Source organism: Peribacillus folii, from assembly GCF_030271255.1.
GTDB lineage: Bacteria > Bacillota > Bacilli > Bacillales > DSM-1321 > Peribacillus.
Genome location: NZ_JASJOM010000006.1, coordinates 140,186 through 155,527 on the forward strand (window position 1 = coordinate 140,186; position 15,342 = coordinate 155,527).

Below are 15,342 nucleotides of genomic sequence, written 5' to 3' on the forward strand. Positions count from 1 at the left end.
TCTGTTTCCAATCAAGATTCACTTTCTATCATTTTACCGTTTCCGGACCCCGAATACCAATCATACGTTCGCGTATCTCCAAAAGAAAAAGCCCTCTGCTTTATCGGGCCTTCGCAAAATTATTCACCTGTAAATCTATAATTGAATTCTTTGAGGGGCCAATACCGAACATCCACCTTACCGACGACATTTTCCACTGGTATGAAGCCAAAGTGGCGGCTGTCCGCACTCTCCAAACGGTTGTCACCCATGACAAACAGTTTTCCTTTCGGAACGGTGGTCTCATCCGTCAATTCCTTCAATGTGAAATCCCCCGTAAAATCTTGATCTGGGAATCCTTCCTTCCACTTCTCGAGATAGGGCTCATCCACCTTCCTGCCATTTACATAAAGCCAATCATCCTTATAACGGATGCGGTCACCTGCAATTCCAATCACTCGCTTAACATAATCTTCTTGTGAATTCGCATGAAAAACGATAATGTCAAACCGGTGAATATCATGAATTTGATAATTGATTTTATTCACGACAAGTTTGTTGCCATCTTCAAGGGTCGGCTGCATCGACTTGCCTTCAACATCATAGCTTGAAAAGAAAAATGTACGGATCAAGATGTAAATAACAAAAGCTATCATGGCTGCTTTTATCCAATCGGATAAAGAATTCTTGTTTGTTTTTCCCATCTCGTCAACCCCTACTACATTTATATTCTAACTTATTGTCCATCTTCCCTCTTCATGCTTTTATTTAATCGGGCTTCGAGTCTTTTTCCGACATACCACAGGATGAATATGACGACCCCGATAATGATCGTGCGTATCGGCTTATGTATCAATGATACTAAATCATAACCTACGAAGCTAATCGTGAAAATCATTACCGCTTTCCCGCCTACGACCGCAAGCCCATATTGCAACGGACTCACCTTTGACAGTCCAGCCACGATATTCACGATGGCCGAGGGTGTAAAAGGGAAGCAGAGCAGGATGAACAAAGGTCCGAATCCATGGCTTTCCACCCAAACCATCAACCGCTTAACCTGCTTATGTTTTTGTAAAAATCGAAAAAACCTCATTTGACCATATCTTCTGATGACTAAAAAGATCAAAAATGACCCTGCAACCGCCCCAATCCAGGAAAATAAAAATCCCCACCAAAGACCAAAAGCGGTTGCATTAGCCAATACGAACACCACTAATGGTAAAAAAGGCAAAAACGCTTCCAGCATCGGCAGTAAAATTCCGGGAATTGGACCGAATGAGCGATATTGCTGAATAAGCTGTGATATATGATCAAGTGTAAACCACTCACGTATTGTCTCCAAGTCCATAATTATCTCCCTCGACATGCTGCTGTCAAAGCAGCATAAACTTATTAAAAAGCTGTTTATTTTAGATATATCACTTTCCTCTGAAATTGCAAGAATTATTATCCATATATCTTCATACTTTCCCTATCTCAGGAAAACATAATCTTGTTAATGAACATTTCATCATTTTTCAAAACAACTTGCAAATCGATTGAAGGTACAGTAGGATAATTGAATAAGAACAAACGTTCTTATTATTACAAAAGGTACATATCCATAGTAAAAAGCGCTTTGTCAGAAAGGGGCGGTCATGATGACCCGCATTCCAGAAGTTGACCGGGACATGATTGAAAAAGCCATCTACCTCCCGATGGTGATTACAATCTTAAACCGGGATCTCAAAGTCATCGAAATCAGTCCATTTAAATTAAAAAGGCCTTATTCCCAACTGGTCGAGCATATCCTCAAAATCGTTCAGGACGATTTTGCCGAGGTTCGACGCTATCTTCGCAAGGAAAATATCAAGGTGAGTGAAATCAAACGCGATGAATCCTTCACCATGTATTGTTTTCTATACAAAGGATACGAGGAACATCATAATTATTTCAATCCACGCCTTCGCAACAAAACCGAAGACCTTTTATGTTATTACTTTTTCGAAAGAAGCCATGGTTCAAGGAAATAGCCGGGTTATAGCCATATCCTTTCTGCAGAGATGTTAGTGCGAAGAATAACAAAAGTCCTTGAATGTTCAGGATGCATTACCATAAACAACTCCCTTATCTTTATTGATAAGGGAGTTCATTTTGATGAGGTTCATTTAATCCACACACCTCGATTCGCCGGTTTAACGATGAGCCTTGAAAAGAGCCTTGAACAGTACAAAACTGGATTAGCCAAACTCGGTCGAATCTTCCAACATACGCATATAACCTTTCCTTACATTAATTTCCCTTCTCTAACGCGGAATATACTTTGACATTACCTCTGAAGCCTTGGTTCCATTGGCATCGGTGAATAAATAGAAAGACTTTCTCTTGGTTTCCTCAATCCTCTGAAGCAGTTTCGTTTTTAAAAAGGAGGTACGGTGCAGTTGATTTTCGAACGAGCTGAATGATACCTCTATGTCGATCGTTTGTTTGTTCCGGAATGTGACGGTTGTATGTTTGGAATCCAGGCGATCATAGGCCACCACATGCTCATGTGATAACCAGATGCATGGAGGACGCAGCGGAGATGTAGTCGGAAAGAAGAATATCGAACTGGTCGGATCAATCGCGATAGGTGCTTTATGTGTGATGTTTATAAGCTGCTTGGTCCCTTGTCGACGTCCTTCATAGCTGGAACCAAAGAATTCGCAGCTTTTCTTGATGATTTCCAAAGGCTTGTAGGGGGATATGAACTCGTCCTCCATTTCAATGATACGGGTATAAATTTTACTGCCGTAGTTGAGCGGTGCAACCATAAGTGTATGTGGCGATATTTCATATTCCTCAATAATTCCCTGATTTTGTTGCATCAATTTTAACCCACCTCTTCCTCATTGCATTAGAATTCAATATTTTACTATAGGCATTTGTCCCCCTTTCACCGACATTTGGTGAAAAGAATTAGTCCATATAAGTAAATTTACTCATTATGATAGCACAATAAATTATCAAAGATGTAAAGTTCACAAAAAATTTAGAATTATATAAAATAACCACTTGTCCGCCATCTATACGACACATTTATTATTAATATTAGAATTTTTTAAATTTTCAGTTGATTTTATCTCCGCAAATCCATATACTAATAAAAAGGGTCAGGGGTGGTAACTTTGAAAAATGAAAAATCTTATTCAGAGTCAGTGAAGTCCTTATCAATGAACGAAATGAAAAACGATGCCGTGGTTCAGGAAATGTTGATTGATATGATTATTCTGGAAGCCGTCCTTACTACCAAAAGAAATATCCTTGCGAAGCAAATTGATGATGCCTTGGATATGAAAAACAAGCCTTTATTCCTGAAACTTAGTTCTGAAATGAACGTTTTACTAAAACAGTTTGGAAATTAAGTGCCTCGATAGAAATTAAAAATGAATCAAACAAAAAGCCTCCCATATTAAGGGAGGCTTCAGTTTGTAGGCAAAAGGGATTGAAAATCATAAAACACCGGACCCCTTTTGAAAATTCCCCATTGATTTTCACCTAAAGTTATAAGATTGCAGCACCCACCATGATATAACTAAGCTGAGAAGGAGGTTCCATTCCCAATGCTTCGGATTAGTATTGGGGTTTCACCTACTCTCACTCCTTATGAAACATTCCCATGACTTCGGCTGTTTCGGTTATATTGACGAAGGCATGCGGATCCACTTCTTTTATCATCGCTTTGACGTCGGTTAATTGGTAACGGGTGATGACAGTCATCATCACTTTACTTTTTTCCCCGGAGTATGCACCTTCTCCATCCATAACTGTAATCCCTCGATATAAGTTGGTGAGCAGCTTCGTTTTCAACTCGTCACTCTTTTTCGTAACGATCATCAAGGTTAACTTAATGTGGTTGGAGTGAATCGTATCGATCACTTTTCCTGCTGCATAGATGGAAATCAATGTATAAAGTGCAGCATCCCAGCCAAAAATGAAGCCTGAAATGACCACCACGACTGCATTCATCCCAGATAGTAATGAACCAAGCGGGAAGTCGCTCTTCTTAGCCAAAAGCATGGCAATGATATCAAACCCGCCGGAAGAGCCTGAAGCACGAAAGATAATCCCGATGCCGAATCCGGAAATGATCCCGCCGAATAAAGAAGACAAAATCGGTTCAGTGGATATGCCATGGATTGGAATCAGGTATAAACTGATGGAAATTACAACAACTGACAATATCGTATAGGTAATGAACCGCCTTCCCAATTTTAAGTAGCCAAGGATCAACAAGGGCAGGTTCAACAGAAAATTCAAGATTCCAGTATTCACCGGAGTAATGATTCCCAGCATGATCGCTATTCCGCTGAGTCCGCTGCTTAAAATTAAATGAGGTATCAAAAATAAGTTATAGGCAACTGCAACCAGCACCGAGCCTATGGTGATGAAAAGTACATTATACATAACTGATCTCCTTAAACGAGCTGAGAATTTAATTAATTATAGTGGAGATCATCGGCATTTATAAAATAAAAGTTTTTTCTGATAAATCCCCGACAAACCTTACTCCCAACTAACGGATAAGAAAAAAACCAGCTGTTCATCAGCCGGCTTTCAATCACCCTTTGTATCTGCCTTTTCAATCGTCGAGATTCGTTCGAGCATGGTTGGATGTGAATACCGCAGCCATTTCACCAGAAGTGGAGGGTTCACTTGACTTAACCCAGCCCTTGTAAGTTCCTGAAATGTGGTGATCGCCGATTCTTTATCCCCGGTCATTTCGATTGCATATCGGTCAGCCCTTGTTTCTTCGTATCTGGACACAACATTAGAAAGCGGACTGGAGGCGAATAGCAGCATGGCCGTGATCAAAAGGAATAATGGCAATGAGGAGATGCTGGCTACCGAATCCACCTTTAACAGATGGCCCCAGCGCTTAATGATATAATTCATGATTTTCGATGTCAGCCACAGCCCGATCAAGGTCATACCTAAATAGCCTGCAATGCCAAAATAGATATGTTTTTCGACATAATGTGCCATTTCATGTGCCATGATAAAAAGGATTTCATCTTCCTTCAGCTTGTTCAATGTGGTATCCCAGAGGACGATCCTTGAATTGGAGCCTATGCCTGTCACATAAGCGTTCAACGAATTCGTTTTTTCTGCCATATTAACTTCATATACGTGTTCAGCAGGAATTTCTGCCTGCGTGGCAAGTGACAATATTTCCGTTTCCAGCTCTTTGTTTTTGAGTGGATAAAATTCATTATACAGCGGATCGATCAATACCGGCTGAACGAACATCAAGAACAGCGTAAAGGGAATCGACAGCATCCAAGCATAAAGCCACCACTTTTTTACACTTTTCCTCATCAACCAGTATAGAACGGATACAATGATGAACATCATCCCGAAATTCACCCAGAAGTCGATGATTCCATCCTTCATCCATGATGTGAAGCTTTGTGTACTGATATGGTAGTTCTTACTAAGCCGGTAGCCAATGAAGCTTATTGGAAACAGGACCAAATAAGATATGATGGAAAGCCAGAATAAGTAAATGCCGGTTTGAATCACTTTTCGCCTGGAAACGGCCAATGCCGAATTTTCAAAGACCCTGGATATGCCAAATAATAAAATGAAAAAGTACAGCAGCCATTCAAATGGTGTGGAAACGAAAAATATGAAATTCCGCAATCCCGAATACTCTTCGCTAAGCTTCATTTCCCTTGCATTCAAGAATGTAGCGGGGTCTGCCGCAGTGCCTCGCAATGCCTCGGGAATGGCGGTATCAGCCCCATGAAAAATATACCAATACATCACTGCCACATAAAGGATATAGACTAAAAAAGCTCTCCCAGCCCATTTTCTAACCATGATGCCCCCTCCTTCGAATCTCCCTCATAATAGTTTAATCCAAAATGGACAGGTTAGAACCGCATTTCCATCTAATATCCTTCAAATCAACAGGGTCTTTTTACTGCTGTACCTCTGTGCAGAAAGTATATCCTTCAAGGACAATACTTTTGATTGCAAGCAACGATTGTCAGCTAGGCAAGGATCGTCCCTCCCTTGCTTATTGAGGAGGCTCAAGTTCTATTTTGGAACTTATACAAAAGTGCCAAAAGCTCGGGGCGATTGCTTACATTCATTTTTTTGTAAAGCTGGCTGATATAATTTTTGACTGTACCTATGGATAAATATAGATTTTCGGAAATCTGCTGATTCGTTTGCCCTTCAGTGAGGAGAAAAAGCAGTTCATACTCACGCTTGGAAAAGGATCCTAAATTTTTTATTGCCTTTTCAAAGGCCCCATTCTCCTGCCCCATCCCACTCTGCTGTAGTTTTCTCATCAAAAAGGATTTAACGGAGGCAGGATAGACAATTTGCCCATTAGCGCATTGACGGATTGCCGCCACGACTTGTTCAATTCCGCCGTTCTGTAACACACAACCTGCTGCTCCATGTGCTATCGCATCTATAAGATAGTGATCCTCTGGATAAGCTGTACGTATGACTATTGGAATGGAAGGATGTTTTTCCTTCAGCAGCAGCATCATTTCCTGTCCATGTTTCCATGATGAGCGTACATCAAAAAGAATGACATCGGCCATGGCGGCCGCTGAAAAAACATCCAGGCTGCGCAATTCCCTTTCACTTTCTGTGGCACCAATGATGGAAATATCCTGTTCCTTATCAATGATTTCCTTAAGCCCCCCTTGTTTACTGACTATCAATAGCTTAATCGGCTTCATATCTTCACCTGTTCTTCTCTTTATTGATAATAATTTTCTTCATTCCTCCACATAATTCATTTGAACTATATTCCGCTTTTTATTCACTTGATACCAATATAAGTGAAATATATGTAAAATCAAAATTTAAACTGCAAGAACACCTTAAAAAATGAAAGGTCCTGAATGTAAAAAATGCTATCAACCCTTTTTCCTTCAGGATGATAGCCTTTTTCTTTGTTCTTCATCAATGAGTTCATCAAGGTTCATGATACTTTCCTTTGCCCGGATGAAATCAATTTTACGATAATGGTGCTTACCGCCTTCTTCTTCATCTTTTTCGTCAGCCCATTTAACGACCTGCTGCAGCGGGGTCCGGATAATATCATTTGAAGGTAAAAATGAATCGGTGTGAAATAAAATGGCGAGGGAAATGGTCTTTGCCTTAATTGGATTTTCGCCTAGGCGGATTAACAATTTATGAGCTCTTTCCGCTCCTTTGATCGGATGAATATCATTTTGCTTGTACAGGTCATAGTCCCATTTTCCATTGCGATACCAAGTGAAGTGACCCATATCATGCAAGAGACCGGCTTTGGCCGCTATATCCGGATCGATGTTATATTCAATGGCTAGGTGAAACGAATGGTATGCCACCGCAATCGCATGGGCAAGGCCAGAGCGGTTCAAGTATTTTTGAGCAATGGGATGTGTGAAAACATCCAACAACTTTACATCTCTCATGTAACCCCTCCTTACAATTATGTGGAAATTTTTAAAATCAATCATAACTCTTTTAGAATAAACAATCAAGTCTTACAGCTTACCTCATATACATTTTATGCAGCGCATGATTCTTTGTTTGTACAAAAAAAAGGCCATCGCCGATATCTGGCAATGGTCTTCCTCGATTTATCATTTAGTTTTGGATTACTTGAGTTTTTAACGAACGTCTTAAAATTTTTCCTGTTGCATTTTTTGGAAGTTCATCCAAAAAGTCAATTTTCGCCGGAACCTTATATTTAGCCAAGTGCTCCAAGCAATAGTCCAGGAGATCTTCCTCGGTCAATGCTTCGTTTTTCTTGACCACGAAGCATTGAACCACCTCTCCCTGATTTGGATCGGGCACTCCTATCGCTGCTGCCTCAACCACTTCAGGGTGGGCATAAAGGATTTCTTCGACTTCCCGCGGATATACGTTATAACCACCGACGATGATTAGCTCCTTTTTGCGATCTACGATGAAAAAGTACCCTTCATCATCCATCCGCGCCAAATCTCCGGTATATAACCAGCCATCTTTTAACACGGCTGCCGACTCTTCAGGCATCTTATAATACCCCTTCATGACATTAGGACCCCTGACGATCAATTCTCCCACACCATTCACAGGAACCTCTTCACCAAGCTCATTGACGACCTTGTTTTCCACCCTTAGGATGGATGTCCCGATAGATCCCGCCTTCCTTGGGCGATCAAGAGGATTGAAGCATGTAACAGGAGATGCTTCTGAGAGGCCATACCCCTCCGAAACCGTAACATTGAATTTTTGCTCGAATGATTCAAGCAATGATATTGGCATGGCGGATCCGCCTGATATGCAGATACGCAATGAACTTAAATCGTCTTTTTGTCCACCCGGATATTGGAGCAGGAAATTGTACATGGTCGGCACGCCAGCAAAAACGGTCGCATCATATTTTTTGATTTGCCTGAATATTTCCTTCGGGCTGAATTGCGGAACAATTAAAAGCGTACCTCCTTGCAGCAACGGTGCGTTCACGACGACGGTCAGACTGAAAACATGGAACATGGGCAAAGTGGTAATGACACGATCATTTTCCGTGATTTTCAAATATTCGCCAACATCCTGTGCATTGGAGAATATATTGGTGTGCGTGAGCATCGCCCCCTTTGGTTTACCTGTTGTACCGGAAGTATAAAGGATGATGGCCGTATCATCGGGATCCAATTCTGGACCTTGAAAACTGGCATTCCCCATTTTAATCATTTTTGTAAACGATTTCATTTTTTCATAAATGCTTAATTCAGCACTATTCCCGTTATCGGGCTCTGTTTCACAAATAACATAATAAGCTACATTTGAAAGAATGGGGTTCATTTTCTCAAATAAGGGCAACAGCTTATCCAATGCCACGACAACCTTTACATCTCCGTTATTCAGGATGTATCCAATCTCATCAGGTGTGTAAATTGGATTTACGGGTATTACGGTTGCTCCTGCACGGATGGCTCCATACAGCGAAATAATGAAATGTGGTGAATTCCCTAAAACCAGTGCTACATTATCACCTTTCGAAACACCAAGCTTATGTAGTTCATCAGCGAACTTTGTAACGGCTTGATCCAATTCCCCATATGATGTGGATTGGTCCATAAAATAATAAGCTGGCTTTTCAGCCTGTCTTAAAGCCGTGTGCTGCAGCTTTTCGGATAAATTCATCGTTCTCCCTCCCCAGTAAACCTTATGAATGAATAATCATTCATTTTTATATGAAACTAAACACCTTTTTATTATATTAAAAGAAGTGTATAACAGCAACAATTTTATCCATATTAAAGCAATTACTGTCATTTTTAGACACAAAAGCCGTCCCATCAAGTCAGGACGGCTTTTTCTGGCTTAGTAGATTAATGCCAATATTTCCTCTTTCGTTACATTGCCAAAATAATGCTGAACATCCACCTCATCCAAGGCCTTGCTAATGGTGTCTTTTTCATAGCGAATCCCCGTAAGTTTTCTCTCTATATCCGCAACCTCTCCTACCCCAAAGAAATCACCGTAGATTTTACAATTTTCAATGATCCCCTTGTTCACTTCCAAACGGATATCAACTGACCCCACTGGAAATCTGTGCGAATTCTGCAAATTAAATTTTGGTGATTTTCCATAGTTCCATTCCCAGCTTTGGTACCGCTCTTCAGAAATTTTATGGATCTGCGCCCAATCTTCCTCCGTTAAAACATACTCGGTGACCTTACCGCTATCCTTGAATATGTTTTCTAGCAGGAATGAACGGAATTCCTCAATAGACATCGGTTCTTTCAGGAATTCAGCAATATTGGCGACTCGGCTTCTTATCGATTTAATACCTTTTGACTCAATTTTATCTTTTTTCACTTTTAAAGCGGATACAATATGGTCCATTTCAGATTGGAACAACAATGTTCCATGACTGAACATCCTGCCCTTAGTCGAAAACATTGCGTTACCTGAAATTTTCTTTCCTTCAGCCAGGATGTCATTACGGCCGCTTAGTTCAGCTTGAATTCCCAGTTTCTCGAGCGTTTCCACAACAGGCTGGGTGAATTTCTTGAAATTATGGAAACTGTCGCCATCATCCTTCGTGATGAAGCTGAAGTTGAGGTTTCCCAGATCATGATAAACCGCCCCGCCGCCGGAAAGCCTTCGAACTACCGTAATGCCGTTTCCATCTACATAATCGGCATTGATTTCTTCAATTGTATTTTGGTTTCTCCCGATGATGATTGAAGGGCGGTTAATGTAGAATAGAAGATAGGTTTCATCAATATCCAAATGTTTAAGCGCGTATTCTTCAATGGCAAGATTGATTCTCGGATCCGTAATTCCCTTATTATCAATAAAAAGCACGATTGTTCCTCCTTGAATGCTTCATTCGCATCACTAATTTTCCCATCATAGTTGGAATTCGAGATTGGTTTTCGCCACAGCTATTTCCCTTTTGAATACCTCTGCAGCCTCTTTCTTCAGCTGATTGAGATCTCCGTAATGGGGGAGGTGGGTTAATAGCAAAAGCTGTACGTCTGCCCTATCCGCTAGCATGCCCGCTTCCCTAGCAGTCATATGCCCCGCCTGTGAACCATCCATATCACTGTAAAAATTGCTTTCACACACTAAAACATTTGCATCTTTAGCAAAATCGGCCAGCTCATCCATATAAGAACTATCACCTGTATAAACAATCGAATGATTTTCAGCTTCTATTCTCATAGCAAAACAAGGGACTGGATGCTTCGTTTTCATGAATGTGAATGTACACGGACCAATGGTCAAGGGTTTATCGGCAGAATACGCGATTCCCTTTGTCACGTCTTTATAAGTTAACTTTCCAAATTCGGCTTCATCCAAATCATGGCCATAAATGGGAATGGTCCTTTTTTCGCTGCCCAATATCTGCTGAATGAGTGCAGCATGCTGCAGAACACCGACATCCGCTATGTGATCCGGATGATAGTGGGATAATACGACCGCACCGAGGTCTTCAGGCTTCATATGATTTTGGAGCTGTGATAGTACACCGCTGCCACAATCAAGCAAAATGCGAAAATCTTCATATTCAAGCAAATAGCCAGAGCTTGCCTCATTTTTAGCTGGATATCCTCCCCAGCAGCCAATTACGGTGATTTTCATCCATAGGCACCCCTTTTTTATCTCTCATTGACTTCCCCATTAATATAAACTATTCCAGCCCTTATTTCACCTTTTTTACTTATGTTATAAAACATCATTGACACACATAACCTGTTATAATACAATAAGGATACTAAAAGAAGCCAAAAAAATACAGGAGATGATGTTCATGATTCAAAGCAGTGTCGAGTTCTTCAAAAATCTTCCTCCTAAACAATGTGCCGAATGCGGCAAAAAAATTGATGAGCAGCACGAATGCTATGGAAACCACTGTGACCATTGCCTTTCTGGAGAGTAGGCACCATGTGTGACACAATCGCATATTCTCGCAATTGAAACCCATCCCCACAAAAAAGGAAGAGATACCTTGAATTCACGGTATCTCTTCCTTTTTTGTGATATGGATCGGTCAAAAAAAATAGAATTATCACAAAACGGATAATCCTTTGAACAAATATATCTTGAATAATTCTGCAATTTCTTCTTTCCCTAATGGATCATGGTTCCTCTCCCAATCAAAGATAAGGGCAAGGTACATTTTCAGCATCAGGAACGCTGTTATCTCTGGATCACAAGGCTGAATATATTCCTTGTCGATTGCTATTTTTAGTTTTTCCTTAATGTAGGCGACGATCGCCTCTTCCATTTCATTGACCATTTCCTGAACGGCCGGGGTACCAATCTCCCGCTCTTCCTGAAGAAGCTTCAGCGATAATTGATGTTCCTGCCTGAACTCGAGAATCCGATAAACGGCCCGGTGCAGGTTTTCAAAGAAAGAAAGATTTTCGTCCAAAGATTGTTCAGCCTCATATTTCATTTCCTCGATCAATCGCTGAACAATTTCTTTAAACAACTCTTCCTTGTTCTTATAAAAAGTATAAATGGTCCCTTTACCCACATTGGCAATTTTAGCGACTTGATCCATCGTCGTCGCCTTGTAGCCAAAAAGTGAAAAAGACTTGGTCGCAGCTTCCAAAATTAATTTTTTACGATCAACAGACATCTTCCACCTCAATTCTGACCAAACGGACAAAATAGTCATTTATATATTACCAAAAATATTCAGTTTTTTCAAACATTATCTGCAGAAAAGGTGGCCGTCCCAGATCGGGCAGCCACCTTTTCCAAACCCAGTATTCAATTCAAGCGATCATCAATTTTCCTGCAGTCGGTTCAAGACGATGGTTGCCAACGCATCAATGAATTGCGGCTTTACATTAGGCATATCGGGACGGTAGTATACCGCACCAATATCGTCCGTCACTACCTTGCATTCATAATCATTATCATAAAGGACTTCAAGATGCTCGGCTACAAATCCAACCGGAATATATATGAATGCCTGATAGCCTTTTGCTTGATGAAGGTCCCTCGTTAAATCCTGGACATCTGGTCCTAGCCATGGTTCAGGTGTTTGGCCCGCGCTTTGCCAGCCAACGGCATAATTGGCAACTCCCGCACCCTTGGCAATCATTTCAGCCGTTTCCTTCAATTGATCTGGGTATGGGTCTCCCAGCTGCAATATCTTTTCGGGAAGGCTATGTGCCGACACGATCAAAGCATAATTATCCCGTTCTTCCGAGGTCATCCTCCCGATCACGGCTTTCACTTGATCCACCCAATATTGAATGAATTTCGGCTCATCATACCAGCTCTCGACGGAGGTTATCGTCATATCACCGAATTTAGCGGCCTCGTCCTGTGCACGTCCGTTATAGGACTTGACACTGAAGGTTGAAAAATGCGGAGCCAATACAATACTGACAGCTTCCCTGATGCCGTCATCATGCATCTGTTTCACTGCATCTTCCACAAAAGGTTCAATATGTTTCAATCCTAAATATGCTTTGAATTCTATTTCTTCTTGAATTGTATTCAATTGCTTTTCAAGGGCTTCAGCTTGTCCAGCCGTTATTTTTGCAAGCGGGGACAATCCGCCTATCGCTTCGTAACGCCCTTTCAGATCTGCAATCAATTCGTCACTCGGCCTTCTTCCATGGCGAATGTGTGTATAATACCTTTCAATATCTTCTTCTGTATAAGGAGTGCCATAAGCCATGACCAGAAGGCCCATTTTTTTTCTTGACATGAAATTACACCTCGTTTAAATATTCGTATTGTCCACCATCATTAAAGGTTTATACAAGCAATACCATTCGATTCGTCACTTCATTTTTGATGAATATTCGTGAATGAATGAAGTCAACCTTTTCAGTGTTTCCGGATTTACGGAAGGGAAAACCCCATGTCCAAGATTGAAGATATAGCCATCCTGTTCCATGCCCTGATCAAGAATCTGTTTCGCCCGTTCTTCTATGACATCCCATGATGATAATAGCAAGGCAGGATCAAGATTGCCTTGAACCGTTTTTTGGATGCCCAGCTGTCTAGCTTCTGTAATCGGAAGTCTCCAATCCAAGCCTACAACATCGATCGGCAAATCATTCCATTCAAGCGCCAGATGACTTGCACCGACACCGAACATGATTAATGGCACATTCTCTTCACGCAGAGTGGAAAAAATGCGCTGCATGATTGGCTTGATGAATACCCGATAATCTTCAACGTTCAATGCCCCTACCCATGAATCAAAGATTTGGATGGCCTTGACGCCTGCTTTGATTTGGGACTTAACATAAACAATGATCATATCCGCTAATTTATCCATCAAGGCAAACCATGCCTCAGGCTCTGAGTACATGAAGGCTTTTGTTCGATTGTAATTTTTCGACGGGCCACCTTCAATCATATAGGAAGCGATCGTGAATGGTGCGCCAGAAAACCCGATCAAAGGCACGGACAATTGCTCCGTGGTTAATAATTTGATCGTTTCAAGTACGTATGGAATGTCCTCTTCCGGGTTCAAATCCCCTAATTTCTCAACATCTTTGACTGATTGGATCGGGTTGGAGATGACTGGACCGATCCCCGACTTGATCTCTACATCCACACCAATGGCTGGTAGCGGTGTCATAATATCTTTATATAAAATGGCTGCATCCACATCATATTGCTCTACGGGCAATCTCGTCACATAAGCACATAATTCGGGCTGATGGGTAATTTCAAAAAGGGAGTACTTCTCTTTCAATTTTCGATATTCAGGCTGTGAACGGCCAGCCTGACGCATATACCAAACAGGCACATGATCCGCTTTTTCTCCTCTCGCAGCTTTTAGGAATGTGTCATTCGTAATTTCCTTAGACATTAATATCCACCTTTCAAGCAATCACGTTTCTAATTTCATTCAATACATAGAATATCAGAAGGATGTTTAATTTCAAATTGAATCACCTTCAACTATAGCTTTTTCTAGAATGGAAGTATAGCCAACCTATATATTTGTCAAAAATTCGACGTTTTTATCTCATTTCAGCACAACTTTTCCACCTTTCCTCTATAAAAACGGCTTAAAAATATTAGGCAGAATGAAAATGGTAAAAGCGCTATTCATTGGGTAAAATGGGTATACAGGTACTATCTAAGAAGTTGGAGGGGAATTTTTATGAATGTATACATCACGTCCGGTACTTACGAATTTTTGAAGAACAAGAAAAATGAGCATCCGAATGAAAAAATATTATTGATGCAAAATCTTGATTCTGCCGTCCTTTTACATGAAACAACAGGTAAAACGCTTTTTAGCGCCCCGCGAAAATATGAAGTCGTCGATGGGAAGGGAAGCCTGCAGGATCATGGTTATGTCGTCATGAATAATATCCCTGTCAGTGAGGAAGGACAGCCCGTATTTGAGCATCAGTTTAAAAACCGGGCAGGTCTCATTGAAAATGAATCAGGTTTTGTCGCCCTGCGTATCCTGCGGCCACTCAATTCAGAAACGTATGTCATATTGACGATATGGGAGAAACAGGCTGACTTTACGAATTGGAAGAAGTCCGCTTCCTTCCAGAAAGCGCATGATCACGGCGCTAAAGCGGCCGCTACGAACTCCAGCCAGAAGCTGTTTACGGGTGATGCCTACGTCACACAATATACATTGGTACAAGATTCAGAAAAATAGTTCTTTCGATACAAAATAAGCCCGTCCCATTAAGAACGAGTTTAAACTGTCGACATACTCCTTGAATGGAGTATGTTTATTCATTTTGTTCTGTCTCAATCCGCTTCAATCAGCTTCGTTTTTAATTGTTAGGATGGATTCGTGATGACCATTTCTGGTATCGACTCATGCCGACAAATAATTTCTATATTACCGGGTAAATACACCGATTCGTTACAAATTTTTTA

The 15,342-nt window shown here is 41.0% G+C and carries 17 protein-coding genes; 4 read left to right on the plus strand and 13 right to left on the minus strand.

Annotated elements, in window-relative coordinates:
• Positions 1-119: 119 nt before the first annotated feature.
• Positions 120-683, minus strand: a complete 564-nt coding sequence (gene lepB / locus QNI08_RS11775; protein ID WP_061143073.1) for a signal peptidase I — start codon at positions 681-683, stop codon at positions 120-122.
• A gap of 32 nt (positions 684-715) precedes the next feature.
• The gene (locus QNI08_RS11780) at positions 716-1,330 is read right to left on the minus strand and encodes a TVP38/TMEM64 family protein (protein WP_285767624.1); all 615 of its coding nucleotides are present in this window, start codon (positions 1,328-1,330) and stop codon (positions 716-718) included.
• A 292-nt stretch (positions 1,331-1,622) separates the two neighbouring features.
• On the opposite strand from QNI08_RS11780, the gene QNI08_RS11785 reads away from it, so the two are divergent.
• On the plus strand, positions 1,623-1,994 hold the full coding sequence (locus QNI08_RS11785; RefSeq protein ID WP_285767818.1) for a YhjD family protein: 372 nt from the start codon (positions 1,623-1,625) through the stop codon (positions 1,992-1,994).
• A 273-nt stretch (positions 1,995-2,267) separates the two neighbouring features.
• Here the strand turns inward: QNI08_RS11785 and QNI08_RS11790 are convergent, their stop codons facing one another.
• Positions 2,268-2,828, minus strand: coding sequence for a competence protein ComK (locus QNI08_RS11790; RefSeq protein ID WP_285767625.1), 561 nt, complete (start codon positions 2,826-2,828; stop codon positions 2,268-2,270).
• Positions 2,829-3,128: 300 nt separating this feature from the next.
• On the opposite strand from QNI08_RS11790, the gene QNI08_RS11795 reads away from it, so the two are divergent.
• A complete protein-coding gene (locus QNI08_RS11795) occupies positions 3,129-3,365 on the plus strand; it encodes an IDEAL domain-containing protein (protein WP_285767626.1) in 237 nt (78 codons plus the stop codon).
• Positions 3,366-3,597: 232 nt separating this feature from the next.
• Here the strand turns inward: QNI08_RS11795 and QNI08_RS11800 are convergent, their stop codons facing one another.
• The 7 genes from QNI08_RS11800 to QNI08_RS11830 form a co-directional block, all read right to left on the minus strand.
• Complete coding sequence (locus QNI08_RS11800) at positions 3,598-4,407, minus strand: YitT family protein (RefSeq protein WP_285767627.1); 810 nt, start codon at positions 4,405-4,407, stop codon at positions 3,598-3,600.
• A 150-nt stretch (positions 4,408-4,557) separates the two neighbouring features.
• Positions 4,558-5,823, minus strand: a complete 1,266-nt coding sequence (locus QNI08_RS11805) for a M48 family metallopeptidase (RefSeq protein WP_285767628.1) — start codon at positions 5,821-5,823, stop codon at positions 4,558-4,560.
• Positions 5,824-6,035: 212 nt separating this feature from the next.
• Positions 6,036-6,701 carry a LuxR C-terminal-related transcriptional regulator gene (locus tag QNI08_RS11810; RefSeq protein WP_285767629.1) on the minus strand — a complete coding sequence of 222 codons (666 nt, stop codon included), beginning with the start codon at positions 6,699-6,701 and terminating at the stop codon, positions 6,036-6,038.
• A gap of 195 nt (positions 6,702-6,896) precedes the next feature.
• Positions 6,897-7,424 carry an HD domain-containing protein gene (locus QNI08_RS11815; RefSeq protein ID WP_285767630.1) on the minus strand — a complete coding sequence of 176 codons (528 nt, stop codon included), beginning with the start codon at positions 7,422-7,424 and terminating at the stop codon, positions 6,897-6,899.
• A 175-nt stretch (positions 7,425-7,599) separates the two neighbouring features.
• Positions 7,600-9,144, minus strand: coding sequence for a fatty acid--CoA ligase family protein (locus tag QNI08_RS11820; protein WP_285767631.1), 1,545 nt, complete (start codon positions 9,142-9,144; stop codon positions 7,600-7,602).
• Between the two features lie 180 nt (positions 9,145-9,324).
• On the minus strand, positions 9,325-10,314 hold the full coding sequence (lplA, locus tag QNI08_RS11825) for a lipoate--protein ligase (RefSeq protein ID WP_285767632.1): 990 nt from the start codon (positions 10,312-10,314) through the stop codon (positions 9,325-9,327).
• A gap of 45 nt (positions 10,315-10,359) precedes the next feature.
• A complete protein-coding gene (locus tag QNI08_RS11830; protein ID WP_285767633.1) occupies positions 10,360-11,094 on the minus strand; it encodes an MBL fold metallo-hydrolase in 735 nt (244 codons plus the stop codon).
• A gap of 169 nt (positions 11,095-11,263) precedes the next feature.
• Between QNI08_RS11830 and yhfH the strand changes: the two genes are divergently transcribed.
• Positions 11,264-11,392, plus strand: coding sequence for a protein YhfH (gene yhfH, locus QNI08_RS11835; RefSeq protein WP_285767634.1), 129 nt, complete (start codon positions 11,264-11,266; stop codon positions 11,390-11,392).
• A gap of 129 nt (positions 11,393-11,521) precedes the next feature.
• Here the strand turns inward: yhfH and QNI08_RS11840 are convergent, their stop codons facing one another.
• The 3 genes from QNI08_RS11840 to hemE form a co-directional block, all read right to left on the minus strand.
• Positions 11,522-12,097 (minus strand): TetR/AcrR family transcriptional regulator, encoded by a 576-nt coding sequence (locus tag QNI08_RS11840; RefSeq protein ID WP_285767635.1) that lies wholly within the window; start codon positions 12,095-12,097, stop codon positions 11,522-11,524.
• Positions 12,098-12,247: 150 nt separating this feature from the next.
• A complete protein-coding gene (gene hemH, locus QNI08_RS11845) occupies positions 12,248-13,183 on the minus strand; it encodes a ferrochelatase (RefSeq protein WP_285767636.1) in 936 nt (311 codons plus the stop codon).
• Positions 13,184-13,258: 75 nt separating this feature from the next.
• A complete protein-coding gene (hemE, locus tag QNI08_RS11850; protein WP_285767637.1) occupies positions 13,259-14,302 on the minus strand; it encodes a uroporphyrinogen decarboxylase in 1,044 nt (347 codons plus the stop codon).
• A gap of 297 nt (positions 14,303-14,599) precedes the next feature.
• On the opposite strand from hemE, the gene QNI08_RS11855 reads away from it, so the two are divergent.
• Positions 14,600-15,115 (plus strand): antibiotic biosynthesis monooxygenase family protein, encoded by a 516-nt coding sequence (locus tag QNI08_RS11855; RefSeq protein WP_285767638.1) that lies wholly within the window; start codon positions 14,600-14,602, stop codon positions 15,113-15,115.
• Positions 15,116-15,342: the final 227 nt, after the last annotated feature.

Coding starts and splice junctions, on each gene's coding strand:
- QNI08_RS11840 (WP_285767635.1), bottom strand. CDS start 12,097: ATGTCTGTTGATCGTAAAAAATTAATTTTGGAAGCTGCGACCAAGTCT.
- QNI08_RS11780 (WP_285767624.1), bottom strand. CDS start 1,330: ATGGACTTGGAGACAATACGTGAGTGGTTTACACTTGATCATATATCA.
- QNI08_RS11810 (WP_285767629.1), bottom strand. CDS start 6,701: ATGAAGCCGATTAAGCTATTGATAGTCAGTAAACAAGGGGGGCTTAAG.
- QNI08_RS11785 (WP_285767818.1), top strand. CDS start 1,623: ATGACCCGCATTCCAGAAGTTGACCGGGACATGATTGAAAAAGCCATC.
- QNI08_RS11855 (WP_285767638.1), top strand. CDS start 14,600: ATGAATGTATACATCACGTCCGGTACTTACGAATTTTTGAAGAACAAG.
- QNI08_RS11800 (WP_285767627.1), bottom strand. CDS start 4,407: ATGTATAATGTACTTTTCATCACCATAGGCTCGGTGCTGGTTGCAGTT.
- yhfH (WP_285767634.1), top strand. CDS start 11,264: ATGATTCAAAGCAGTGTCGAGTTCTTCAAAAATCTTCCTCCTAAACAA.
- QNI08_RS11790 (WP_285767625.1), bottom strand. CDS start 2,828: ATGCAACAAAATCAGGGAATTATTGAGGAATATGAAATATCGCCACAT.
- hemE (WP_285767637.1), bottom strand. CDS start 14,302: ATGTCTAAGGAAATTACGAATGACACATTCCTAAAAGCTGCGAGAGGA.
- QNI08_RS11815 (WP_285767630.1), bottom strand. CDS start 7,424: ATGAGAGATGTAAAGTTGTTGGATGTTTTCACACATCCCATTGCTCAA.
- QNI08_RS11820 (WP_285767631.1), bottom strand. CDS start 9,144: ATGAATTTATCCGAAAAGCTGCAGCACACGGCTTTAAGACAGGCTGAA.
- QNI08_RS11805 (WP_285767628.1), bottom strand. CDS start 5,823: ATGGTTAGAAAATGGGCTGGGAGAGCTTTTTTAGTCTATATCCTTTAT.
- lepB (WP_061143073.1), bottom strand. CDS start 683: ATGGGAAAAACAAACAAGAATTCTTTATCCGATTGGATAAAAGCAGCC.
- QNI08_RS11830 (WP_285767633.1), bottom strand. CDS start 11,094: ATGAAAATCACCGTAATTGGCTGCTGGGGAGGATATCCAGCTAAAAAT.
- hemH (WP_285767636.1), bottom strand. CDS start 13,183: ATGTCAAGAAAAAAAATGGGCCTTCTGGTCATGGCTTATGGCACTCCT.